Genomic DNA, 23,983 nt, shown 5'->3' with positions numbered 1-23,983 from the left:
GCTTCGCGACGGGATCTCGATCGAAACTTGGTAACAACGTCCGCCGGAAGCTGATTGAGCTGAATCAACGGGCGAAGGAAATCGCCGGCAAAGTAACGGCCATGCCTGACCCAAAGCGGAGTGCCCTGATCTCCTTTTCCAGCAGGTCAGGAATTGAGTGCGTCGTAAACGATGCCCAGGACGACGCTGTAAGCCAGGAGCATGGCCAGCGAGAAGAATGCCGGCGAAACGCCAAGTCCAACCTGGAATGCGAAAAATCCAAGTCCGATCATGGGAAAGAACACCAGCCCCATCATCGCCCATCCCAGCACGCCGTACGCCATGCCTTTGATCGCTCCGGTATCGCCCGGCAGCCATCGATAAAGATGTCCAAAGGCGAGGCTGACGAAGGTTGAGCCATTCAGGAACGACAGCAGCCAGGGCACCACGGGATGGACTGCAGTGCCGGCCGCATGGCTCAGCGTCGTCTGGAGACTCTCGTAGGGCTCGAATGACGGAAGTAGTCCGGTCCAGGACTTGAAGGACATCAGCAGCGAATGGGCGATGCTTCCACACGCCCCGGCAACGACTGCCTTCCAAATCTTGTTGTCAGAAGGCATGCCGGGTTACCCGTTCTCAGCGGTCGCTGCTGCTCGTCGCGATCATGGGCGCAACTCGATTGAGGGCGTCAACCCGGCCTCGTCAGCTGCGGCGCGTACACGTCGGTTGCCGACGATGAGGATCGGGACGGCAATGAAGCCACTCACCAGGAGCACCCAGTCCTGCCGAACGTCGAGGAGGATGGCAGCGCTCCCGCCGATGACTGACCATAGGAAGGGGATCACCAGAAGCCAGTACGAGAATCGGGCGGTCGTCATGAGCAACAGACCGAAGGTGAAGATCGTGACAGGGCAGGGAGAAACGCCGAACATCGGTAACGTCGGCCAGGAATGCCCCGTCGCGATCCCGATCAGCGGATAAACGAGAGATGCGTAGAGAATGAAGCCCGCGCCGATCGCCGCTCGAAAGCCGGAATCGATCGCGAAGCGAAGACCATCGCGGACGATGCCAGCGTAGAGCAGTGCCGCGCCCTCTGCCACGAACAAGGCGCCGAAGGCGAACGCGGCCTTGTTTATCGGCGCGAAGAAGACGCCATGATAGAGAATGCCGGTGCCGAGCCACATCGCTCCAAGGACGGCCGAGACAACGCGGTCGGAGGCACGGCCTTTCCGAAAAAGGGCGGCCACGGCGACGGCTCCAAGCACGTAAGCCAAAATTTGCGCGGGCCAGATCGCCTTGTTGTAGGCCGCGAAGACGTTGAGGAACTGCTCAAGCGTAAAGGGAAGCATGGTGCGCTTCTCCCGGACAATTTCGATTGAGCGTAGAGAACTGCGCGGCTTCGCCGCTTGATGAGGATCAACGTCGCCCCTCGCTGCCCGAGGTTGACATGGACCCCGTCCGGCTTCGACGCGTCTGCTGCGCGCATGGCGGACGCCAACTTCGACGGTATGCATGGCGCAGCGCTCATGCTCCCGCGCAGCGCTTCGGCGAATGCGAAGCATCGCCCGGTGCGGTGCACGAGGCCCAGGTCTCCGCATGATGTCGTGTCACGTTCCGGGTCCCGGCTCAGCGGAGCAGCGTTGCACGCTGCACCGCGTCCGGGACACGAACGCAGTCGAAACGAAAAACGGGGCCCGAAGGGGCCCCGCAAAACTCTTCGACGCTTGTCCGCGATCTTACTTGATCTTGGCTTCGCGGAATTCGACGTGCTTGCGCGCGACCGGATCGTACTTCTTCTTGACCAGCTTGTCGGTCATGGTGCGCGAATTCTTCTTGGCGGTGTAGTAGAAGCCGGTGTCGGCCGAGGACACGAGCTTGACCTTGATGGTGACCGCTTTGGCCATGTTCTGAACCTCAGAAAATTGGGGAATCTGGAGCCGGCCAAATGGCCCGCGTTGGCCGGCAACCTAGCCAGAAACCGCCTGATGTCAAGGTTTTACACCTCGAAAACCACCCAAAGCGGCCCCATTAGGCCTCGAAGAACCGGTTTTTCGGCCGCGGCAGGCCCAAATTCTCCCTCAAAGTGGCCCCTTCGTACTCTGTGCGGAAGATCCCCCGCCGCTGCAGTTCCGGGACCACCTTGTCGACGAAATCATCGAGGCCGGCCGGCAGGAACGGGAACATGATGTTGAAGCCGTCGGAGCCGCGCCCGACCAGCCACTCCTCCATCTGGTCGGCGATGGTCTTGGCGGTGCCGACGAACGAGAGCCCGCCATAGCCGCCGACGCGCTGGGCGAGTTGGCGCACCGTGAGCTTGTCGCGTGCGGCGAGGTCGACCATGCGCTGGCGGCCGCTCTTGCTGGCGTTGGTCTCGGGGATTTCAGGGAGCGGACCATCCGGATCGAAGCCGGAGGCGTCGGTGCCAAGGATGACCGACAGCGAGGCGATCGCGCTCTCGTAATGCACGCGGCTGTCGAGCAGAGCGCGCTTCTCCCTTGCCTCGTCAACGCTGTCGCCGACCACGACGAAGGCGCCGGGCAGGATCTTGAGATGTTCCGGATCTCGGCCCACCTTTCCCATGCGGCCCTTGATGTCGGCGTAGAGCTTTTGTCCGTCGGCGAGGCTGCCGCCGCCGGTGAACACGGCTTCCGCCGTCTCGGCGGCGAGCTGCTTGCCGTCTTCGGAGGCGCCGGCCTGTACGATCACCGGCCAACCCTGCACGGGACGGGCGATGTTCAGGGGGCCGCGTACCTTCAGATATTTGCCGTGGTGATCGAGCGTGTGCATCTTCGCTGGATCGAAGAACAAGCCGCTCTCGACATCGCGCACGAAGGCGTCGTCGGCGAAGGAATCCCACAAGCCGGTGACGACGTCGTAGAATTCGCGGGCGCGCTTGTAGCGCTCGGCGTGCTCCATGTGGTCGTCGAGGCCGAAATTCAGAGCCGCGTCCGGATTCGATGTGGTCACGATGTTCCAGCCTGCGCGCCCGCCGCTGAGATGATCGAGCGAGGCGAAGCGGCGCGCGACGTGATAGGGCTCGTCGAACGTTGTCGAGCCCGTCGCGATCAGGCCGATCCGCTCGGTGACGGCCGATAGCGCCGACAAGAGCGTGAACGGCTCGAACGAGGTCACAGTGTGGCTGCGCTTGAGCGCATCGATCGGCATGTTCAGCACGGCGAGGTGATCGGCCATGAAGAAGGCGTCGAACTTGCCGGCCTCGAGCTTCCGGATCAGCGTCTTGATGTGCGAGAAGTTGAAATTGGCGTCGGGCCAAGCCCCGGGATAGCGCCAGGCGCCGGTGTGGATGCTGATCGGGCGCATGAACGCGCCAAGCTTGAGTTGCCGTTGTGCCATCGCCCGGTGTCCGTTCTTGGTGACGCTCGGGAAGACATAGGGACGCGGCGGAACTCCGCTAGCGGCATGGAAGGGAGGATTATTTCGTTTTTCGCCGGGCGTTCAGCAAAATCGCATCATTGCGGGGGCGCGCCTCTTGGCGCGAGCCCGGAATCCATCGCACAGCGGAGATGATCGATGAATGGATTCCTGACTCGCGCTGCGCGCGCCCCGGAAGGACCGAGCTCAGCCCAGAATATCCTTTTGCATCTTGCCGCCGTAGAAATGGAAGAACGGCACCGGCGCGTCGTGGCGGAGCGGGCCGGTGGCGAGGCGGGTGTGCAGCTCGTTGAGCACGTTGCGCGTCATCGGATGCAGGTCGGCCAGCGGCTTGGAGCCGAGCTCGACCCAGACCAGCTCGACCAGTTCAGCATCGGCATGGATCACACCGTCGACGCGGTGGGTGATCGCGGAGGCATCTGCGGTGAAGAAGCGGGTGTCGAAACGCTTGACGCGGCCGGGCGGGGTGATCGCGCGGGCGATCAGGAACAGGCTGGAGGGATCGGGCAGCAGGCCCGCGTCGGCGAACGGCTGCCACGGACCTTCGAGCTTCGCCTTGATCTCCGCCTTGCGGCCGAGGCAAAGACCGGTCTCCTCGCAGGCCTCGCGGATCGCGGCAATGGCGAGCGACTTCGCCCGTGAAGCCGGTGTCTTCGGACTGCCCTTGGCGAGGTTGGCTTCCAGCTCGGGGGTGATCGGCGCGGCACAGGGCACGCGATAGTCGGCCTTGTCGACGCGCCCGCCCGGGAACACGAACTTGCCGGGCATGAACACCACCTTGTCGTGGCGCTTGCCGACCAGGACTTTCGGCGTAGTGCTGCTGCGGTCGACCAGGATCAGCGTCGCCGCATCCCTCGGGCGGAAATAGGGATGGTGATCGGCTTCCTTGCCCTCGTGGATCTTTACCTTCTCATCGGCTTGCGTCGTATCCGTCATATCCTCACCCCAACGCTTTTTGCTTCTTGCTTACACAGGCGGAATACCATCCGGAGGGGTGTCGTCAAACCCATGCATGCGCAGAGCCCATTGCAGGCCGACCACAGCTCCCTTGACGGGCTGCAGCAGCGCGAGCGAGGCGACGAAGGTGAAGGGCAGATAGGCCGCGAAGCTGAGCCAGACCGGCGTAGTATAGTTGGTCTCGATCCAGAGGATCGATGGCACCACGACGTGGCCGACGATGACGATGACGAGATAGGCCGGCAGATCGTCAGCGCGGTGCGGCGTGAAATCGAGGTCGCACACCGAGCAATTGTCCGCCGTCTTCAGGAAGGCGCGGAACAGTTTGCCCTCGCCACAGCGCGGGCAGCGGCCGCGAAAGCCGCGCTTCATGGCCGTCCAGAGATCGCGCTTCTCGACGAGACCCGTCTCGCGCGTCCAGATCTTCGGGGCCGTGCTCATGGTCACCATGCCTTGCCCTTCTTGCCTTTGCCCTTGCTCTTGCCTTTGCCCTTCTTGCCGGGCTTTGGCTTCGGCGGCTTGCGTTTTCTGTCCGGGCTGCGGCCGGGATGCGCCTTGAGCGAGGGGCGGCGTTGCGGACCTGGTTGCCTGCGGTCGTGCGGCGCGGCCTCACTGGAGGACGACAGCAGCTCGAAACGCAGTGCGCCTGCGATCGGGGCCGCCTCGATCAGGCGGACATCCACCAAGTCGCCCAGCTGATACATGGTGCGGCTGCGTGTGCCGACCAGGGCGTGCCGGTTCTCATCATAGTTGAAATATTCCGTACCGAGGGATCGGATCGGGATCAGTCCGTCGGCGCCGGTTTCAGCCAGCTTGACGAAGAGCCCGGCGCGGGTGACGCCGGAGACGCGGCCCTGGAAACTCGCGCCGATGCGGTCGGCGAGGTGATGGGCGATCAGCCGGTCGACGGTCTCGCGCTCCGCCTTCATCGCCCGCCGTTCAGTCACCGAGATGTGGGCGGCGACCTCGCTCAGGGTTTCCGGCGTCTCGCTGTCGGGCAGGGCACCTTCGCCGAGGCCGAGCGCGCGGACCAACGCGCGGTGCACGACGAGATCGGCATAACGGCGGATCGGCGAGGTGAAATGCGCGTAGCGGCGCAAATTCAGGCCGAAGTGACCGTAATTCTCGGAGGAGTATTCGGCCTGCGCCTGGGCGCGCAGCACGACCTCGCTGACCAGCGGATAGTAATCATGGCCTTCGAGCTGGGCCAGCACGCGGTTGAACGTGGTGGGACGCAGCGCGCCTGATTTGGCGAAGGGAACGTCGAGCGTCTCCAGAAACTCCGCGAGCGCGTGGACCTTCTCCAAGGTCGGCTCGTCGTGCACGCGGTAGATCAGCGGGAGCGATTTCTTCTCCAGCATCTCCGCGGCCGCGACATTGGCGAGGATCATGAACTCCTCGATCAGCTTGTGCGCATCAAGACGTTCGGGCACCACGACGCGGTCGACCGTACCATCGCTTTTCAGGAGGATCTTGCGTTCGGGCAGATCGAGATTGAGCGGATCGCGCTCGTCGCGCGCGCGCTTGGCGCAGGCATAGGCCGCATAGAGCGGTCTCAGGATGGGATCGAGCAGGGGACCGGTGGTGTCGTCCGGCCGGCCGTCGATCGCGGCCTGCGCCTGCGCGTAGCTGAGCTTTGCCGCCGAGCGCATCAGGATGCGATGAAAACTGTGTGAGCGCTTGCGGCCGTCGGGGCCGAGTACCATGCGCACCGCGAGCGCGCCCCGCGGCTCGCCCGGCACCAGCGAGCAGAGATCGTTGGAGATCCGCTCGGGCAACATCGGCACGACGCGGTCGGGGAAATAGACCGAGTTACCGCGATCGAGTGCGTCGCGGTCGAGCGCGCTGCCCGGCCGGACGTAGAAGCTGACGTCGGCGATGGCGACGTTGACGATGAAGCCGCCCTTGTTGTTGGGATCGTCATCCGGCTGCGCATGCACCGCGTCGTCATGATCCTTGGCATCCGGCGGATCGATGGTGAGAAGCGGCACGTCGCGCCAATCCTCGCGGCCCTTCAAATTGGCCGGCTCGGCCGCTTCCGCATCGCGTATCGCGGCAGGCGAGAACTGTAGCGGGATGTCGTGGGCATAGATCGCGATCAGGCTGATCGCCTTCTCCGACTTGACGGAACCGAGCTTCTCTTTGACGCGGCCGGAGGCGAGGCCAAAGCTGCGCGTGCGGACGATGTCGACGCTGACGAGATCGCCGTCCTGCGCACCGTTTGTGTCAGCCTGGGCGATGTTCAGCTCGCGGTCGGCGGATTTCTTGTCGACGGGGACCAGCCGTCCGCCGCCTTCGGGGAGCGCGCGGAACACGCCGAGGATGCGGCTCTTGGCCTTGTCGAAGACCTTGATGATGTGGCCGAGATAGGCCGGGCCTTCGGTCTCGGAGGACGGCTCGACGCGCAGCAGCACGCGGTCGCGGACGCCGGCGACGGTGCCCGGCTTCGGCCGGCGCGGCATCTGGATGCGAATTTTGGGGGGCTCGCCGCTTTCGACCTCGTCCCATTCGGTGGGGGAGGCGATCAACTCGCCGTCAGCATCGCGGCCGGTAATGTCGGCGACCAGGGTCGGCGGCAGCGCGTCCGGCTCGGACACCTTGTGACGCTTCTTCTTGATGGTCCCGTCATCGGCCAGCTCGCGCAGCATGCGCTTGAGCTCGGCGCGATCGGCGTTCTTCAGACCGAACTCGCGCGCAATTTCGCGGGTCCCGACCTTTCCGGGATTTGCCTTGATGAAGGCGACGATGGCTTGCCGCTCGGGAAAGCCATGGTCATTCTTGCGTTTCACTTAACCTCTAATTCTTGATCTCAAGTCTTGCCGGCAGTCTTCTTGGCCGGAGCCTTGGCGGCGGCGGCCTTGGTCGGCGACGTCTTTGCGGTCGACGACACGGCGGCGCGCGCCTTGCTGGTGGATTCGGATTTGGTTTTGGCCGCCTTCTTCGCGGCCGGTTTCTTCTTGGGTGCGGCGTCATCGCCGTCCGCGGCCTTTTCTGACGCCTTCTTGGCCTTGGCGGGCTTCGCCGCCTTCTTTGGCTTCTTGCCGCCGCCCTTGGCCGCGCGCTCGTCGATCAGCGCGATCGCCTGCGCAATCGTCACCGTGTCCTTTTCGAACTCGGCCGGGATCGTCGCGTTGACGCCACCCGCCGTGACATAGGCGCCGTAGCGGCCGCTCTTCACGGTGACGGTGCCGAGCGTCGGATGATCGCCGATCGCCTTGCCTGGATCGGCGCCGAAGCGGCGGCTCGGGCCCTTGGCGACCTTTTCCGCGATCAGCGTCACCGCGCGATTGAGGCCGATGTCGAATACCTCGTCGCCGGCTTCCAGGCTGGCATAGGTCTTCTCATGCTTGACGAACGGCCCGAAGCGGCCGAGGCCTGCGGTGATCGGCTCACCGGTCTCGGGATGCTTGCCGATCTCGCGCGGCAGCGACAGCAGCTTGAGCGCAAGTTCGAGGTCGACATCGCCGGGCGAGGTGCCCTTCGGGATGCCGGCGCGCTTCGGTTTCTCGCCTTCCGCATAATCCTTCTGCTCGCCGAGCTGGATATAGGGACCGAACCGGCCGGCCTTGACCCAGACATCGCGACCGGTCTCGGGATCCTGGCCGAGCGAACGATCGGCGCTGGCCTCGCCATCGGCGGCGAGCTGACGGGTGAAGCGGCACTCCGGATAGTTCGAGCAGCCGACGAAGGCGCCGAACTTGCCGGCCTTGAGATTGAGACGGCCGGTGCCGCAGTTCGGGCACTGCCTGATATCGCCGCCGTCGGTGCGCGGCGGATAGATGTGCTGTCCGAGCATGTCGTCGAGCACGTCCAGCACCTGCGCGACGCGCAGGTCCTTGATCTCGTCGACGGCGCCGATGAAGCCGGTCCAGAAATCCTTCAGGACCTGCTGCCAGGAGATCTCGTTGTTGGAGATGCGGTCGAGCTGCTCTTCCAGATTGGCGGTGAAGTCGTATTCGACGTAGCGGCTGAAGAAGCTTTCGAGGAACGCGACCACGACGCGGCCCTTGTCCTCGCCATGCAGGCGCTTCTTCTCAAGCTTGACGTAGCCGCGGTCCTTCAGCACCTGCAAAATCGAGGCATAGGTCGACGGCCGGCCGATGCCGAGCTCTTCCATGCGCTTGACCAGCGAGGCCTCGGAGAAGCGCGGCGGCGGCTCGGTGAAATGCTGGGTGACGGACAGCGATTGCCGCTTGAGCGCATCGTTCGGGCTCATCGCGGGCAGGCGGCGGGAATCCTCGTCCTCTTCGTCGTCGCGGCCTTCCTGGTAGAGCGCGAGGAAGCCGTCGAACTTGACGACCTGGCCGGTGGCGCGCAGCTCCAGCGTGCGGGAACCTGCCTTTGCCGTGATGTCGACCGTGGTGCGCTCGAGCTCGGCCGATTCCATCTGGCTGGCGATCGTGCGCTTCCAGATCAGCTCGTAAAGCCGGGCCTGATCGGCATCGAGCTTGCGGCTCATGCTGTCGGGGCGGCGCGACAGGTCGGTTGGGCGGATCGCTTCGTGCGCTTCCTGGGCGTTCTTGGCCTTGGCCTGGTACTGGCGCGGCGCGTCCGGCACGTAGGCGTTGCCGTAGTCCTCGCCGATCACCTTGCGGGCCTGGGTGATCGCGGATGGATCGATCTGCACGCCGTCGGTACGCATATAAGTAATGAGTCCGGTGGTCTCGCCGCCGATGTCGATGCCCTCATAGAGCCGCTGGGCTATGCGCATGGTGTGCGCCGGCGCAAAGCCGTATTTGCGGCTGGCCTCCTGCTGCAGCGTCGAGGTGGTGAAGGGCGCCTGCGGATTGCGCCGGGCGGGCTTGGCGTCAACCGAGGTCACGGCGTAGGCGGCTGTTTCCAGCGCCTTCTTGAAGTCTTCGGCTTCCGCGCCGGTGCCGATGTCGAGGCGCTGGATCTTCTTGCCGTCGGCGCCGACCAGTCGGGCCTCGAAGGCATCGCCGCGCGGCGTCAGCAGGGTTGCGATCAGCGACCAATATTCGCGCGCGACGAACTTCTCGATCTCGAGCTCGCGATCGCAGACCAGCCGCAGCGCCACCGACTGCACGCGGCCGGCCGAGCGGGCGCCCGGCAGCTTGCGCCACAGCACGGGGGAGAGGGTGAAGCCGACCAGATAGTCGAGCGCACGGCGCGCCATGTAGGCGTCCACCAGCGCACCGTCGATCTGGCGCGGATGCTTCATCGCGTCGGTGACCGCCTGCTTGGTGATGGCGTTGAACACCACGCGCTCGATCTTCTGGTCCTTCAGCGCTCGCTTTTCCTTCAGAACCTCCAGCACGTGCCAGGAGATGGCTTCGCCCTCACGATCGGGGTCGGTGGCGAGAATCAGGCGGTCGGCATTCTTCAGGGACTTGGCGATGTCGTTGAGCCGGCCGGCCGCCTTGGGGTCGACCTCCCAGATCATCTTGAAATTGGCATCGGGATCGACGGAGCCGTTCTTCGCGGGCAAGTCTCGGACATGACCGAACGAGGCCAGAACCTCATAGGACGAGCCCAAATACTTGTTGATCGTCTTGGCTTTCGCCGGCGACTCCACAATGACGATATTCATGTAGTTCCAGTAACTTATGGGAAAATCTGGGGCCGAAAACGAAAGGATTCGGGTCGGCCGTTTCGACCCGAACATGGGTGGTGAGGCCTCCGCTGTCAAATCGGGGGCTGTTGAAGACCCCGCGGATGGGAAAAGTTTCATATCGAAAAAGTTGCAAAATACCACCTTGGAGTTGCGAATAATGTCGGCGTAAGGTTCGTGCGGGGCATGGATTCGGGTGGGGTCGGGTGACTAAGCCGGGAAAGAAACGGGCGCGCGCCGTATCAGGCACGCCGGGAGGCTCGCGTCACGAGGAACCAGGGGAGGGCGGCGCGGACGAGGCCGTCACCTTCATCGCCGAGCAGGTCGGCGCGTTGCGCAAGCTCGCCGAGCGTCACAAGCTCGACGTGCTGCATTATCTCCTTGGCATGACCAAGCTGGAGGCCGACGAGCACCTGCGGTTGCGGAGCAAGCGCAAGCTGTCGTGAAGCTCAAGCCGATCGCCGACGCGGCGCCGGTCGCGTCTTCAGCGTCGTATCCGCCGGGCTGAGCAGCCGTCCGTCCTCCGCACGCAATTCGAGCGTCTTCACCGGGCGGCCTTTTTCGCGATCCACCAAAATGGTCGTGATCTCCTCCGGATGATCGTCGAACGCTTCGCTCCATTGCCGCAGCGCGACCAGGATCGGGAAGGTGCCGCGGCCCTTCGTGGTCAGTACATACTCTTGATAGGCGCTGCCGTCGGAGGCGGGGGCGGTTGCCAGGATGCCGTGGTCGACGAGCGAGCGCAGCCGTGCTGCCAGGATATTCTTGGCCATGCCGAGCTTGCTCTGGAATTCGCCGAACCGACGCAGACCGAACAACGCCTCGCGGATGATCAGCAGCGACCACCAATCGCCCAGCGCATCCAGCGACCGCGCGATCGGGCAGGCATCGCCCTCGAAGCTTGTTCGTTTCACCATCATTCCGGTCCTGTCGCGTTCGCACGATTGATGTGACGATCACGCGCTTGTGTGGTTGCATCATAAAACCATCTGCCCTAGATGGCAACATGGTGTTATGATGCAACCACTGGAGGCAAATGTGCGACTGAAGAACAAGACGGCCCTGATCACCGGAGGCAACAGCGGCATTGGGCTGGCAACGGCCAAGCTATTCGTGGCCGAAGGTGCCAAGGTGGTGGTCACCGGACGCAACAAGCAGACGCTGGAGGCGGCGGCGAAGGAGCTGGGGCCCAATGCGCTTGCGCTCGCTGCGGACGCTACCGACATCGCCGCGACCGAAGCCGCCATCAAGCAGGGCGCCGAGAAATTCGGCAAGTTCGACATCGTGTTCGCCAATGCCGGCATCGCCGGCGGCACGCCGCTCGGCTCAGCCGCGCTCGAGGTCTTCGAGAAGGTCATCAGTACCAACCTGACCAGCGTGTTCTTCACGGTGCAGTCGGCGCTACCTTACCTCAACGACAACGCTTCGATCGTCCTCAACGGCTCGGTGATCTCCGTGCTCGGCATCCCCGGCTACTCCGCTTACGGCGCGGCGAAAGCCGGCGTGCGGGCGATGGCGCGGATCATGGCCTCTGAGCTCTCACCGCGCGGGATCCGCGTCAACGTGGTCGCGCCCGGCGCCATCCGCACACCGATCTGGGGACCTGCAACGGCAACGCCGGAAGCCGAAAAGGCGTTCGAGAAGCGGATCGCGCTGTCGACGCCGCTGGGGCGCCTCGGCGAAACCGATCACGTTGCGAAGACGGTGCTGTTCCTCGCCTCCGACGATTCCGCACATGTGCAGGGCCAGGAGATCTTCGTCGACGGCGGCGCGGTGGCCTCGCCGAGCGGCGCGCCGATCTATCGCGGCTGATCAGTGAAGTGAGGATTGAACCGGCTGACGCGATCATCGCGGGTTGCGCCGGCCGGTTCCCACGTCTTGCGAGACGTGTTTGCTGAACCTTTGCGTGAAGAGTTGAACCTTCGCGCGTGCTGCGCAGACGCCTTTACGGGCAGGGGTCGAAGGACTCATTTCAAGGGAGCCCGTGATGCCAAAGGCAGCTCGCATTTTTTCGTCGATTTCAGCACCGCGCATTTTCACCGATCATTCCGCCGCTCCGGCCAAACGCTCCGACACGTCCGAACTCGTCGGAGTGGTTCTGTTCGCCGGCATTGGGTTGTTCGTCTCGCTCGTCGCCGTCATCCTGGGCATTCAAGGCGCCTGGTTCTAGCGAAAACGCACATGTCAGCCGCCGCGCCATCCGGCGGCGGCTGATCTTGCCGAAGCCTCAGGCCGCGCGCAGGGTCGTTGCCGACTGCAGCGCGCCGGCAATCGCCTTTTCGCGGTGCTCCGGGCCGAGCTGGATGCCGTCTGCGAAGATGAATTCGGGATTGGTGATGCCGATGAAGCCGAACACCCAGCGCAGATAAGTTTCGAGATGCTCGCCAGCGGCGGTCGGCATGTCCGCGCCGTAATAGCCCCCGCGCGAGATTGCAAAGATGACACGCTTGCCGCCGGCAAGGCCCTGCGGCCCATTCGCTCCGTAGCTGAACGTCTTGCCTGCCACCAGGATGCGGTCGATCCACGCCTTGAGCTGGCTTGGGATCGTGAAATTGTACATGGGCGCGCCGATCACGACGATGTCGGCGGCGAGGAATTCGTTGCGCGGCCGCGCTTGCGGCAAGGTCCGGCCCAAGTTCTGCGGGGGCAGGAGCGCCTTGCGCTGCCGCGAGGTGCGAGCCGGAGAGGTGGGCCAGCGGCATCTGGGTCAGGTCGCGGTAGACGATCTCAAGCGAGGGCGTCGCCTGCCTGAGCCGGTCGACGATGGCCGCAGAGACCTGTCTGGAGACGGAGTGGGGGCCGAGCACGCTGGAGTCGATATGGAGCAGTTTCATTTTTGGGTAGCCTGGTATAAGTTTGTAACCAGAGCTACATGAGTGACTGCCGAAATCCTCGCAAGAACGCACTTTTTTGAGCCATGGGCACATCCCTGAAACCTGAGAACACCGATTTGCCTGCACCACGGCTGCCGGATCCGGACCATGCCGACTGCCGCGGCGTGGCTTCGGTCCTGTCGCGCGTCGGCGACAAATGGAGCGTGTTCGTCATCATGATGCTCAGCGATGGGCCGAAGCGCTTCAACGAGCTCAAGCGCATGATCAACGGCATCTCGCAGCGGATGCTGACCTTGACGCTGCGCGGACTGGAGCGTGACGGCCTGGTCACGCGCACGATCTTTCCGACCATTCCGCCACGCGTCGATTACGAGCTGACCGATCTCGGTCGCGGGCTGCAACAGCCGGTGAAAGCGCTCGGGGAGTGGGCGATCGACCATTTGATGCAGATCGAGGCGGCCCGCACGAAGTTCGATCAGCGCAACGACAGCTAAAGCAGCGACACCAATCCGCCGCCGTGGCGTTCGAGCCGGCCGGCGAGCTCGAGCTCCAGCAGCACGGTGCGCACGATCGCGGGCGAAGCGCCTGACATCCGCACCAGATCGTCGATCGAGAGGGGCGTGGGGCCGAGCAGGCCGGTGATCTGGTCGCGGTCGTGGCCTTGCGGATCGGTTTCGAACGGCTCGCTGTCGGGCTCGCTCATGGGCTGCATCAGCGGCCGTTCCATGATCGGTGCGACAGCATTGATGATGTCGGCGGCTTCGGTGACGAGGGTCGCGCCCTGCTTGATCAGGTCGTTGGCGCCGGCGGCACGCGGATCGAGCGGCGAGCCCGGCACCGCGAACACCTCGCGGCCCTGTTCGGCGGCCATGCGTGCCGTGATCAGCGAGCCCGATCGGTGCGCGGCTTCGACCACGACGACGCCGAGCGAGGCGCCCGAGATCAGCCTGTTGCGGCGAGGGAAATCGCGGGCGCGCGGCTCGTGGCCGAGCGGCATCTCGGAGATCGCAGCGCCTTCGTGGTCGAGGATCGCTGTGAGCAAATCGCCATGCTCGGGCGGATAGATGCAGTCGTGGCCGCCAGCGAGCACCGCGACGGTACCGCTTGCGACGCTGGCGCGATGCGCGGCCTGGTCGACGCCGCGGGCAAGCCCGGAAATGATCATGAAGCCGGCTTCGCCAAGCTCGCGCGCCAGCAGGCCTGCGAATTTCAGCCCTGCGCCGGAGGCGTTGCGCGAGCCCACGATGGCGATCATCGGCCGCATCAAGGTCTTGGTATCGCCGCGCACCGCAAGCAGCGGCGGCGCATCGTCGATCATCGCGAGCCGGGCCGGATAGCCGTCTTCGCCGGGCGCGCGCCAGGCAATGCCGAATTTGCGGCTCGCGGCGAGCTCGGCCTTGGCCTCATCCGCGCTGCAGATACGCCCCGACCGCTGCGCACCGCCGCGGCGCGCCAGATCAGGCAGCCGCTCCAGCGCTGCGCGCGCGGTGCCGAAATGATCGACCAGCGAACGGAATGTGCGCGGGCCGACATTGTCGGAGCGGATCAGCCGCAGGCGGTCGATCCGTTCAGCCTCGGTCAGCTCCATGCTCGGATTGATGGCGTCCACGGGGTCTCCTTGCAGGGACAGCATGGAACAACCAGAGGGCGTTGCGCAACAGCGGCGTGCGCTTGCGTGGCCACGCCCCGATGCTAAAAGCGATGCCAATAAGAAGGGTATTTCCATGATCTCACTCGCCGACCTCCAGCGCCGCATCGAAGCGGGCGAGCTTTCGCCTGAAGCCGCCATCGCCCAGTCGCATGCGGCGATCGAGGCCAGGGAGAAAGACGTCCACGCCTTCGTCCGCCACGACAAGGCTGCGAAGGCGCAAAGCTCAGGCCCGCTGCGCGGCATCGCGGTCGGCATCAAGGATATCATCGACACCGCCAACATGCCGACCGAGATGGGCTCGGAGATCTATCGCGGCTGGCAGCCGCGCGCCGATGCGCCGGTCGTGATGATGCTGAAGCGGGCGGGCGCCACCATCATCGGCAAGACCACGACCACGGCGTTCGCCTCGCGCGATCCGACGCCGACACTCAACCCGCATCATCTCGGGCACACGCCGGGCGGCTCGTCCTCGGGCTCGGCGGCAGCGGTCGGTGCCGGCATGATCCCGCTGGCTCTGGGCACGCAGACCGGCGGCTCGGTGATCCGGCCGGCCGCCTATTGCGGGACCGCCGCGATCAAGCCCTCGTTCCGGATGCTGCCGACGGTCGGGGTGAAGTGCTATTCGTGGGCGCTCGACACCGTCGGCCTGTTCGGCGCGCGCGCCGAAGACCTTGCGCGTGGCCTGCTGGCGATAACGGGCCGCACTGAATTTTCCGGCATCGTTCCGGCCAGGGCGCCGCGCATCGGCGTGGTCAGGCAGGAGTTTGCAGGCAGCGTCGAGCCGGCGGCCGAAGAGGGCTTGCAGGCCGCGATCAAGGCGGCGGAGCGCGCCGGTGCCAGCGTGCAGGCGATCGACCTGCCCGAGGCAGTGCAGGAGGCCTGGCGCATCCACCCCATCGTCCAGGATTTCGAAGCGCATCGCGCGCTGGCCTGGGAGTTTTCGGAGCGTCACGACGAGATCGCGCCGATGCTGCGCGCAAGCCTCGATGCCACCGCCCACCTGACGCCGAAGGAATACGACGAGGCGCGCCGGATCAGCCGCCGCGGCCGCCGCGAACTCGGCGAAGTGTTCGAGGGCGTCGACGTGCTCCTGACCTATTCCGCGCCAGGCACGCCGCCGGCGAAGGAGCTCGCGAGCACAGGCGATCCCCGCTACAACCGGCTGTGGACGCTGATGGGCAATCCCTGCGTCAACGTGCCGGTGCTGAAGGTCGGTGGCCTGCCTGTCGGCGTGCAGGTGATCGCGCGCTTCGGCAACGATCCGGTCGCACTCGCGACGGCGTGGTTCCTGGAAAAAGCGCTGGCGAATTCAGGCTAGCGCGGGTTCGCATGCGACAGCTGTAGGCGCGGCAAGCGTCGCGTCTGCTTTTGCATCTTGCCCGAGCCAGCGCTCGGCGGCTGCGCGACCGCTCCGGTGCAGCAGGCGGATGAAGCCGCGGCCGAGATCGGTCGATGAACGTTGCGCCAGGCCGTCAACGGAATCTTCCGCCGCGATCCTGGTGAGGCGCAGCGAGGGCGCGGCATGCGCCTGCGCCCATTCGATCGCGGCGATCTCGGCATTGAGGGCGGCGTTGGCCGCGATCTGGTCGAGCCTGCGGTCGATCGCGGCGAGCGTGATCGGTACGTAGCTGTCACGCGCCGGCGTGACCTGGACGAGCAGCACGTCGGCCGTCGAACTCTCCTGCGCCAGCCGCAGCAGGGGCGGATTGCCGCCGAAGCCGCCGTCCCAATAGGCTTCGCCCTCGATCTCGACGGCGCAGTGCACCAGCGGCGGACAGGTCGAGGCCAGCGCGACGTCGGCGGTGATGGCGTCGTTGCGGAAGATCTGCTGCTGGCCGTCGCGGATCCGTGTCGCCGCGATCAGCAGCTTCGGGCAACGCGCGTTGCGTACGACGGAAAAGTCGATGTCGCGCGACAGCGCCAGCCGCAGCGGATCGAGATCGATCGGATCGAATCGGCCGGAGCGCAAGGTCGGACCGAATGCGACCGAGCTTCCCGCCGGCGAAAAGCCACCGATCAGCATCAGCGAGCGGAACGAGGCCTCGTGCATCAGGCGGAGCCAGAATCGGCTCAGCCGGAGCCGCGCAGCTTCGCGGCCGCCTTCGGCAAGGCCGGAGGCGAGCAGCAGCGCATTGATGGCGCCGGCACTGGCGCCGCTGATGGTGTCGATCTCGATCGGCTCTTCCAGCAGCCGCTCCAGCACGCCCCAGGTGAAGGCGGCAAAGGTGCCGCCACCCTGCAGCGCCAGTGACAGGCGACGCGGCGGCCACGCATTGGAACGAGCCCGCTCAACCGGAGCAGCCGCCGTGACGGCCTCGACCGGCGCAGGTGCGGCGGGCGCGGGCGGCGAAACGGTCGTGGGCACTGGAGGCGGTGCGGCGGCATCGGACCAGATGCAAGTCGTCGACAGCAGTCGGCTCGCCGCAGTGCCCTGCAAGCCGGCGTGGTCATCGGTGCCGTCAATCTTTTCGCCCATTCAGAGCAACCGCGTCACGTCATTTCCACTGTCAGGATGACAGGCATGGAACCTGTTCGCTACTCCGGCCGCGAGGAGGCCGGCAGTTGCGAACAGGATTTGACATATAATGCGGAGAGCAGCCTCGGTATCCGTAGATGCCCTGGCTTCGGAGACTTTGCGTCGACGCGGCTACGCTTTCTCGCCGATCCGACTCTCCTTGCCGGTCTGCAAGCGCTTGATGTTCTCGCGGTGCGCATAGAAGGTCAGCAGCGTCAGCAGCGCCGTCAGCGCGGCCAATGCGAGATGCCCGAACCACCACAGGAACATCGGCGTGACGAACGCTGCCACCAGCGCGGAGAGCGAGGAGTAGCGGGTGGTGAAGGCGGTCGCCAGCCAGATCAGGCAGAACACCACCATGCCGGGCCAGAACAGGCCGAGCAGGATGCCGATATAGACGGCGACGCCTTTGCCGCCTTTGAATTTGAGCCAGACCGGGAAGAGGTGGCCGAGGAAGGCGCCGAGGCCGGCGACCATGGCGGCATTGGGTCCTGCAATGTAGCCGGCGATCACCACGGCCGCGGTGCCCTTGAGCGCGTCGAGCAACAGCGTGCCCGCGGCAAGGGCCTTGCTCCCCGTGCGCAGCACGTTGGTGGCGCCGATGCTGCCGGAGCCGATCGAACGGATATCCTGGGTGCCGGCAAGCCTGGTCAGAACCAGCCCGAAGGGGATCGAGCCGAGGAGGTAGCCGATGACGAACGCCACCGGCAAAAATGCTTCAAGCCCCATGGCTGCCTCTCTAAAGTCCCGACTTCCAAACCGAACGATTGCGCACGTCAGACATGCTCATACACCGTTCGACCGCCGACAATGGTGCGCACCACGCGGCCTGTAAAGCGGGCCTCGTCGAACGGGGTGTTCTTGCAGGGCGATTTGAGGTCGGCAGGATCGCACACCCAGGGCACATCGGGATCGATCACGATGACGTCGGCCGGACTGCCTGCGCGCAGGGTTCCGCCGGGAAGGCCGAGCAACTCGGCCGGGCGGGTGGACATCGCGCGGATCAGCGTCTTCAGGTCCAGCTCGCCATTGTGCACGAGGCGAAGGCCGGCGGGCAGCATGGTTTCCAGACCGACGGCGCCGGGAGCGGCTTCCGCGAACGGCAGGCGCTTGACCTCGACGTCCTGCGGATTGTGGTCGGACATGATGACGTCGAGCAGCCCGGAGGCGATTGCGGCAACCAGCGCACGGCGGTCGTCCTCGGTGCGCAGCGGCGGTGACAGTTTCAGGAAGGAACGATAGGGGCCGATGTCGTTCTCGTTCAGCGCCAGATGGTTGATCGAGACCGAGGCGCTGACGGCGAGGCCGGCCTCGCGGGCGCGCTGGAGGACCTCGAGCGAGTCGACGCAGGTCAGCGAAGCCGCGTGATAGCGGCCGCCGGTGAGCGCGACGAGGCGCATGTCGCGCTCCAGCATCACCGCCTCGGCGGCGTTCGGGATGCCCATGAGGCCGAGCCGCGATGCGAACTCGCCCTCGTTCATGACGCCTTCGCCGACGAGATCGGGGTCCTCGGTGTAGTGCACGATCAGCGCGTCGAAGTCGCGGGCGTAGGTCAGCGCACGGCGCATCACCTGCGCATTGGTGACGCTTCTGACGCCGTCGCTGAAGGCCACAGCACCGGCCGCCTTGAGCAGACCGAACTCGGTCATCTCGTCGCCATGCATGCCCTTGGTGAGGGCTGCCATCGGCTGGATGTTGACGATCGCGGTGTCGCGGGCGCGGCGCATCACGAAGTCGACGGTCGCCGAATTGTCGATCACCGGGGAGGTGTCGGGCTGGCAGATGATGGTGGTGATGCCGCCGGTCGCGGCTGCCTGGCTCGCGGTGGCGAAGGTCTCGCGATGGCTGAAGCCGGGCTCGCCGACGAAGGCGCGCATGTCGATCAGGCCGGGCGCGACGACCTTGCCGGCGCAGTTGACGATGTCGGTGCCTTCGGGGACGCCGGCAGCTCCAATGCCGCGGCGGGTCTCGCGGATGGCGCCGTCGGCGATCAGGACGTCGCCGATGCCGTCGAAATCTCTGGAGGGATCGACGACGCGGGCATTGGCGAGCAGGATGGGGCGGCGATCGGTCAACATCGGCATCACGCGTTCGGCAGGTTACGGGCGAGCGCTTCCAGCACCGCCATGCGCACGGCGACGCCCATCTCCACCTGTTCGCGGATCAGGGACTGGGCGCCGTCGGCCACGATCGAGTCGATCTCGACGCCGCGGTTCATGGGTCCGGGATGCATCACGAGTGCGTCGGGCTTGGCGTAGGCGAGCTTCTTCTGGTCGAGCCCGAAATAGTGGAAATATTCCGAGGTCGACGGCACGAAGGAGCCGTTCATGCGCTCGCGCTGCAGCCGCAGCATCATGACGATGTCGGCGCCGTTCAGCCCCTCGCGCATGTCGCGCGCAACCTCGACGCCCATTCGCTCAATGCCCGGCGGGAGCAGCGTGGTGGGGCCGACCACGCGGACGCGGGCGCCCATCGTGTTGAGCAGGATGATGTTGGAGCGGGCGACACGCGAATGCAGCACGTCGCCGCAGATCGCGACCACGAGGCCTTCGATCCGGCCCTTGTTGCGGCGGATCGTCAGCGCGTCGAGCAGGGCTTGCGTGGGGTGCTCATGGGCGCCGTCGCCGGCATTGATCACGGAACCGTCAACCTTGCGCGCCAGCAGTTCCACCGCGCCGGAGGCGTGGTGACGCATCACCAGGATGTCCGGGTGCATGGCGTTCAGCGTCATCGCGGTGTCGATCAGCGTCTCGCCCTTCTTGATGGACGAGGACGCGACCGACATGTTCATGACGTCGGCGCCGAGTCGCTTTCCCGCGAGCTCGAACGAGGACTGGGTCCGGGTCGAGGCCTCGAAGAAGAGGTTTATCTGCGTCCGTCCCCGCAGGACGGTTCGCTTCTTGTCAACCTGGCGGTTGAGCTCGACATATTCTTCGGACAGGTCGAGCAGGCCGGTGATGTCGGCCGCGGAAAGGCCCTCGATGCCCAGCAAATGCCGGTGGCCGAGGACGAAGGTCGATTTCGATGTCATTAAAGCGAGAGCTATAGGCGCGGATGGCTGGGGGGGCAAGGGCCAATGCCGGGGCGGAGAGTTATCCACGACGCTTTGCGGTTGGGAGGGCACCTGCGGCCTGTGTTCGGGGCTGCCGCTTTGCGCTAAACTCCTGCCATTCGTTGCGTCACGAGCCGGATCATGGCGAGCATGCGGTATTTTAGTCGACTGGCGCGCAATGTTGCTGCGCTGGCAGCTGCTTGCCTTGCCAGCCTTGCGACGCCGGCGCTGGCCGAGAAGCGCGTTGCGCTCGTCGTCGGAAATGACCTCTACCCGAATCTACCGGCTGACCGGCAATTGAAGAAGGCGGCCAATGACGCAACCACCATCGCGGACGCGCTGAGATCACTCGGGTTTGAGATCGTGCTTGGGACTAATCTCGGCCGCCAAGGGATGATCGACCGGCTCGCGGACTTCACGGCGCGGCTCGAGCCGGGCGACACTGCAGCCGTGTTCTATGCGGGGCATGGCGTGGCGATCGCAGGCGTGAACTATCTCGTGCCGAGCGACGTCCCCGCCGTCGTCGAGGGCGCCGAAGCGCGGGTCCGCGGTGCCTCGATCGCCGAGCCCGATGTGATCGCCGAACTGCAGGCGAAGTCGGTGCGCGTGGCTTTCGTCGTCATCGACGCCTGCCGTGACAATCCGTTCCCGCGCGCCGCCGGCCGCTCGATCGGGAACACGCGGGGACTTGCCGACGCGAAGCCGGCGCGCGGGATCTTCACGCTCTATTCGGCGGGGATCGGCCAGACCGCGCTCGACCAGCTCGGCAGCAACGACACGGCGCACAATTCGGTCTTCACGCGGATCTTCGTCGAGCAGCTGAAGCGGCCCGAGCTGCATCTCGGCGACCTCGCGGTCGAGGTGCGCGAGCGCGTCGCGGCGCTGGCGCTGACGGCTAGCGATGGTGGCGGACAACCAGCGCCGCACGAGCAGACGCCGGCCTATTACGACCAGACCCTCGGCGGACGCATCTATCTCTGGGCGCCGCTGTCGTCGGAGCGACCGGTGGCGGGCATGCCGCTGAAGCCGCCGGCAAAGCCTGCGGTCGCGGAGCGCGCGACCATGCGTCCAGCGCGTCCGTCCGTTGCGGGGGAAAGTTGCGCCCGCAGCGGCTTTGAGACTTATTGCGTCAGCTCAATGCTGAAGCCGCAGTTCGGCAATTCATACGGTGCGGCGAACCTGTTTGACGCTTCGACAGGGACGGCCTGGGTCGAGGGCGCCGCAGGCAACGGCGTTGGCGAATGGATCACGGTCGAATTCGAAACCCTGCGGCGCGTCAAGTCGATCCATGTCCAGAACGGCTACCAGAAGAGCCCCGACATCTTTGCCAAGAACAACAGGGTTCGTCAGATCCGCGTGCTGTTTTCCGGCGGCGAGTCGCAGATATTCATCCTCGACGACAAGCTGTCGGCGCAGCTGCTGACATTGCGGCCGCAGGTCTTGGCCTATTGGATGCAATTCATCATCGACGACGTCTGGGCCGGCAACAAATATACCGATACAGCGATCACGAAGCTGCTGGTCAACTCGGATCCCGTGCAATGATCGCAAGAACAGGGATCGCGATGCGCTCCGCGCTTGTTGTGCTGCTCGCAATATCGGTTCTCGTCCCGGCGCCGGCGCCGGCGTCGGCGCAGGGCCTGCCTGGCGACTTCGTCTATCTGCGCGACGTCGATCCCACCATCGTTCAGGACATCCGCTACGCCACCGCGAACAATTTCGTCGGCCGTCCGCTCGCTGGCTACAATGCCGGTGAATGCGTGGTGAAGCGCGAGGTCGGGCTGCGGCTGAAGGCGGTTCAAGCGGAACTGTCGGCGCAAAATCTCTCACTGAAGATGTTCGACTGCTACCGGCCGGCGCGGGCCTCGCTCGATATGGTCAAGTGGTCGCAGAACGGTCATGAAACAGCGGCCGAGCGGCGCTACAATCCGAAGATTCCCAAGACCGAGCTGTTCCGCCTTGGCTACATCGCGAGCCGTTCGCAGCACTCGACGGGCGCCGCGCTCGATCTCACTTTAGTCGATCTCAAAGCCGACAATTCGGGCAAGTACGACCCGTCAAAGAGCTATGCCGATTGCACCGCGCCGGTCGAAGCGCGGGCACCCGAAGGCAGTGTGGACATGGGGACCGGCTACGACTGTACTGATACGAAGGGCCATACTGCGGCACCGGCGGTCACGCCGGAGCAGCGCGCCTGGCGCAAGCGGCTGGTGGCTGCGATGGCCAGGCAAGGCTTTGTGAACTATGCGAAGGAGTGGTGGCATTTTTCCCTGCCGGGGGCCGGTGACGCGGCCTATGATTTTCCGATCCAGCCGCGGCGGAACTGATTCCGCCCCGAGGAAACCCGATGAGCCAGCCGAGCTTTGCGACCCACGAGGTCTTCAACCAGTCGCCGCCGTTCGAGGACGTCGATCTGTTCACTGTCGATCGACCGCTGGTCGATGCGGTGAAGGCCAACGGTGGTGCGGCGGCGGAACGCGAGCTGTCCGAGTTCGGCAAGCAATGGGGCTCGGCCGCGATGGCCGATCGCGGGCGCGTCGCGAACGAGAATACGCCGAAGCTGCGGAGCTTCGACGCAAAAGGCAATCGCCGCGACCAGGTCGAGTTTCATCCGGCCTATCACGAGCTGATGGCGCACAGCGCCCATGCCGGCGTGCACAATTCGACGTGGACTGCGGACGGCAAACCGGCGGGCGATGCCGCCGAAGTGATCCGAGCGGCAAAATTCTACATGGCGGCCCAGGTCGAGACCGGTCATCTCTGTCCGATCACGATGACGCGCGCCTCGGTCGGTGCGCTGGCGATGCAGCCGGATCTGCTCGGCAAGGTGATGCCGGTTCTGTCGACAAGGAGCTACGACCCGAGCTTTGGTCCGTGGTGGCAGAAGCGCGGCATGACGCTCGGCATGGGCATGACCGAGAAGCAGGGCGGCACCGACGTGCGGGCCAACATGACGCGTGCCGTACGTGACGGCGAAGCCTATCGCATCACCGGCCACAAATGGTTCATGTCGGCGCCGATGTGCGATGCGTTCCTGGTGCTGGCGCAGGCCGAGCAGGGCCTGTCGTGTTTCTTCATGCCGCGCTTCGCGCCGGATGGTTCCGTGAATGCGATCCAGTTCCAGCGGTTGAAGGACAAGCTCGGCAATCGCTCCAACGCCTCGTCGGAGGTCGAATTCACAGGTGCGTACGCCGAACGGGTCGGCGAGGAAGGCAAGGGCATCCGCACCATTATCCAGATGGTGCAGCTGACACGGCAGGATTGCGCGATCGCCTCGGTCGGCCTGATGCGCTCCGGGCTCGCGCATGCACTGCATCACGCCCGTCACCGCAGCGTGTTCCAGAAGCATCTGGCCGACCAGCCCCTGATGGAGGCAGTGCTGTCGGACATGGCGCTGCATGTCGAGGCGAGCACGGCCCTGGTGATGCGGCTCTGCCGCGCCTTCGACCGCACGCCGCATGATGCGGCGGAGGCCGCCTATATGCGGCTGCTGACGCCTGCGATCAAATACTGGACCTGCAAGAGTGCGCCGCCTTTCCTGTATGAAGCCATGGAGTGCCTCGGCGGCAATGGCTATGTCGAGGACGGCATTTTGGCGCGCCATTACCGGGAGGCGCCGGTCAACGCGATCTGGGAAGGCTCCGGCAACGTGATGTGTCTCGACGTGCTCCGCGCGCTTGCGCGCGAGCCGGAGGCGGGGACGGCCGTGTTGCAGGCGCTGGCGGCCGAGACCAAGGGTTTGCCCGGGGCAGGTGAGGCGGCCAGCTTCATCGGCAAGACTTTTCGGCGCGCCGATGGCGAGCGCGTCGCGCGCCTCGCCGTCGAGAAGCTGGCGCTGCTGGCCGCTACGGCGGCGCTGAACAGCGTGTCGCCGCGCAATGCCGAACTGTTCGCAAGCACGCGCCTTGCGGCCAATCACGCCAGCATGTACGGCGCGGTCGAGTTCGACAGCGGCGAGGCCCGCGGGCTGCTGGAGCGGGCGCTGCCGTGAGTGGGGCACATTCCATCCACATCGTCATGGCCGGGCTTG

At 65.2% G+C, this 23,983-nt stretch carries 22 protein-coding genes and 1 pseudogene; 8 read left to right on the top strand and 15 right to left on the bottom strand.

Annotated features, from left to right (window positions below):
• Nucleotides 1-146 precede the first annotated feature (146 nt).
• The 8 genes from JQ580_RS25545 to topA all read right to left on the bottom strand — a co-directional run bounded on the left by JQ580_RS25545 (nt 147) and on the right by topA (nt 9,880).
• On the bottom strand, nt 147-599 hold the full coding sequence (locus JQ580_RS25545) for a DUF6789 family protein (RefSeq protein ID WP_212282954.1): 453 nt from the start codon (nt 597-599) through the stop codon (nt 147-149).
• 42 nt (nt 600-641) lie between these two features.
• Nucleotides 642-1,328, bottom strand: a complete 687-nt coding sequence (locus JQ580_RS25540) for a DUF6064 family protein (protein ID WP_212282953.1) — start codon at nt 1,326-1,328, stop codon at nt 642-644.
• Between the two features lie 387 nt (nt 1,329-1,715).
• Entirely contained in the window at nt 1,716-1,883 is a 168-nt protein-coding gene (gene rpmG / locus JQ580_RS25535; protein WP_008139339.1) for a 50S ribosomal protein L33, read from the bottom strand.
• Nucleotides 1,884-2,007: 124 nt separating this feature from the next.
• On the bottom strand, nt 2,008-3,333 hold the full coding sequence (locus JQ580_RS25530) for an LLM class flavin-dependent oxidoreductase (protein ID WP_212282952.1): 1,326 nt from the start codon (nt 3,331-3,333) through the stop codon (nt 2,008-2,010).
• Nucleotides 3,334-3,558: 225 nt separating this feature from the next.
• Complete coding sequence (locus JQ580_RS25525; protein ID WP_212282951.1) at nt 3,559-4,308, bottom strand: NUDIX hydrolase; 750 nt, start codon at nt 4,306-4,308, stop codon at nt 3,559-3,561.
• Nucleotides 4,309-4,338: 30 nt separating this feature from the next.
• Nucleotides 4,339-4,779, bottom strand: coding sequence for a DUF983 domain-containing protein (locus JQ580_RS25520; protein ID WP_212282950.1), 441 nt, complete (start codon nt 4,777-4,779; stop codon nt 4,339-4,341).
• Entirely contained in the window at nt 4,773-7,118 is a 2,346-nt protein-coding gene (gene rnr / locus JQ580_RS25515) for a ribonuclease R (RefSeq protein ID WP_212282949.1), read from the bottom strand. Before rnr ends, JQ580_RS25520 begins: the two co-directional genes overlap by 7 nt.
• 20 nt (nt 7,119-7,138) lie before the next feature.
• Complete coding sequence (gene topA / locus JQ580_RS25510; protein ID WP_212282948.1) at nt 7,139-9,880, bottom strand: type I DNA topoisomerase; 2,742 nt, start codon at nt 9,878-9,880, stop codon at nt 7,139-7,141.
• 227 nt (nt 9,881-10,107) lie between these two features.
• Between topA and JQ580_RS25505 the strand changes: the two genes are divergently transcribed.
• Nucleotides 10,108-10,347: a hypothetical protein gene (locus JQ580_RS25505; protein ID WP_212282947.1), complete on the top strand. Its 240-nt coding sequence runs from the start codon at nt 10,108-10,110 to the stop codon at nt 10,345-10,347.
• Between the two features lie 3 nt (nt 10,348-10,350).
• Here JQ580_RS25505 and JQ580_RS25500 read toward each other — a convergent pair whose 3' ends face one another.
• Nucleotides 10,351-10,818, bottom strand: coding sequence for a winged helix-turn-helix transcriptional regulator (locus tag JQ580_RS25500; protein WP_212283010.1), 468 nt, complete (start codon nt 10,816-10,818; stop codon nt 10,351-10,353).
• 121 nt (nt 10,819-10,939) lie between these two features.
• On the opposite strand from JQ580_RS25500, the gene JQ580_RS25495 reads away from it, so the two are divergent.
• Complete coding sequence (locus JQ580_RS25495; RefSeq protein WP_212282946.1) at nt 10,940-11,713, top strand: SDR family oxidoreductase; 774 nt, start codon at nt 10,940-10,942, stop codon at nt 11,711-11,713.
• A 175-nt stretch (nt 11,714-11,888) separates the two neighbouring features.
• Nucleotides 11,889-12,071, top strand: coding sequence for a hypothetical protein (locus JQ580_RS25490; RefSeq protein WP_212282945.1), 183 nt, complete (start codon nt 11,889-11,891; stop codon nt 12,069-12,071).
• A gap of 57 nt (nt 12,072-12,128) precedes the next feature.
• Here the strand turns inward: JQ580_RS25490 and JQ580_RS25485 are convergent.
• Nucleotides 12,129-12,735 (bottom strand): annotated as a pseudogene (locus JQ580_RS25485) (FMN-dependent NADH-azoreductase).
• Between the two features lie 83 nt (nt 12,736-12,818).
• On the opposite strand from JQ580_RS25485, the gene JQ580_RS25480 reads away from it, so the two are divergent.
• A complete protein-coding gene (locus JQ580_RS25480; RefSeq protein ID WP_212282944.1) occupies nt 12,819-13,229 on the top strand; it encodes a winged helix-turn-helix transcriptional regulator in 411 nt (136 codons plus the stop codon).
• Here JQ580_RS25480 and dprA read toward each other — a convergent pair.
• The gene (gene dprA / locus JQ580_RS25475) at nt 13,226-14,368 is read right to left on the bottom strand and encodes a DNA-processing protein DprA (RefSeq protein WP_212282943.1); all 1,143 of its coding nucleotides are present in this window, start codon (nt 14,366-14,368) and stop codon (nt 13,226-13,228) included. The two genes, JQ580_RS25480 and dprA, sit on opposite strands and share 4 nt — an antisense overlap.
• A gap of 91 nt (nt 14,369-14,459) precedes the next feature.
• Here dprA and JQ580_RS25470 point away from each other — a divergent pair, with 91 nt between their 5' ends.
• On the top strand, nt 14,460-15,704 hold the full coding sequence (locus JQ580_RS25470) for an amidase (protein WP_212282942.1): 1,245 nt from the start codon (nt 14,460-14,462) through the stop codon (nt 15,702-15,704).
• Here JQ580_RS25470 and JQ580_RS25465 read toward each other — a convergent pair.
• The 4 genes from JQ580_RS25465 to JQ580_RS25450 all read right to left on the bottom strand — a co-directional run bounded on the left by JQ580_RS25465 (nt 15,696) and on the right by JQ580_RS25450 (nt 19,932).
• Nucleotides 15,696-16,862, bottom strand: a complete 1,167-nt coding sequence (locus JQ580_RS25465) for a patatin-like phospholipase family protein (protein WP_212282941.1) — start codon at nt 16,860-16,862, stop codon at nt 15,696-15,698. The genes JQ580_RS25470 and JQ580_RS25465 overlap by 9 nt on opposite strands.
• A 171-nt stretch (nt 16,863-17,033) precedes the next feature.
• Nucleotides 17,034-17,630, bottom strand: coding sequence for a glycerol-3-phosphate 1-O-acyltransferase PlsY (gene plsY / locus JQ580_RS25460; RefSeq protein WP_094977534.1), 597 nt, complete (start codon nt 17,628-17,630; stop codon nt 17,034-17,036).
• Nucleotides 17,631-17,677: 47 nt separating this feature from the next.
• Nucleotides 17,678-18,979 (bottom strand): dihydroorotase, encoded by a 1,302-nt coding sequence (locus JQ580_RS25455; protein WP_212283009.1) that lies wholly within the window; start codon nt 18,977-18,979, stop codon nt 17,678-17,680.
• A gap of 5 nt (nt 18,980-18,984) precedes the next feature.
• The gene (locus JQ580_RS25450; RefSeq protein ID WP_212282940.1) at nt 18,985-19,932 is read right to left on the bottom strand and encodes an aspartate carbamoyltransferase catalytic subunit; all 948 of its coding nucleotides are present in this window, start codon (nt 19,930-19,932) and stop codon (nt 18,985-18,987) included.
• A gap of 162 nt (nt 19,933-20,094) precedes the next feature.
• Here JQ580_RS25450 and JQ580_RS25445 point away from each other — a divergent pair, with 162 nt between their 5' ends.
• Genes JQ580_RS25445 through JQ580_RS25435 form a run of 3 tightly spaced genes read left to right on the top strand, consistent with a single transcriptional unit; the run spans nt 20,095 to nt 23,944 of the window.
• A complete protein-coding gene (locus tag JQ580_RS25445; protein ID WP_212282939.1) occupies nt 20,095-21,498 on the top strand; it encodes an NADase-type glycan-binding domain-containing protein in 1,404 nt (467 codons plus the stop codon).
• Between the two features lie 20 nt (nt 21,499-21,518).
• Nucleotides 21,519-22,280 carry a M15 family metallopeptidase gene (locus JQ580_RS25440; RefSeq protein WP_212283008.1) on the top strand — a complete coding sequence of 254 codons (762 nt, stop codon included), beginning with the start codon at nt 21,519-21,521 and terminating at the stop codon, nt 22,278-22,280.
• 20 nt (nt 22,281-22,300) lie between these two features.
• A complete protein-coding gene (locus JQ580_RS25435) occupies nt 22,301-23,944 on the top strand; it encodes an isovaleryl-CoA dehydrogenase (RefSeq protein WP_212282938.1) in 1,644 nt (547 codons plus the stop codon).
• The last annotated feature ends 39 nt before the right edge of the window (nt 23,945-23,983 follow it).

The organism is Bradyrhizobium sp. SZCCT0148 (assembly GCF_018129985.1).
Classification (GTDB): Bacteria; Pseudomonadota; Alphaproteobacteria; order Rhizobiales; family Xanthobacteraceae; genus Bradyrhizobium; species Bradyrhizobium japonicum_H.
The sequence above is the reverse complement of the archived record's forward strand: the minus strand, read 5'-3'. Positions and strand labels throughout refer to the sequence as shown.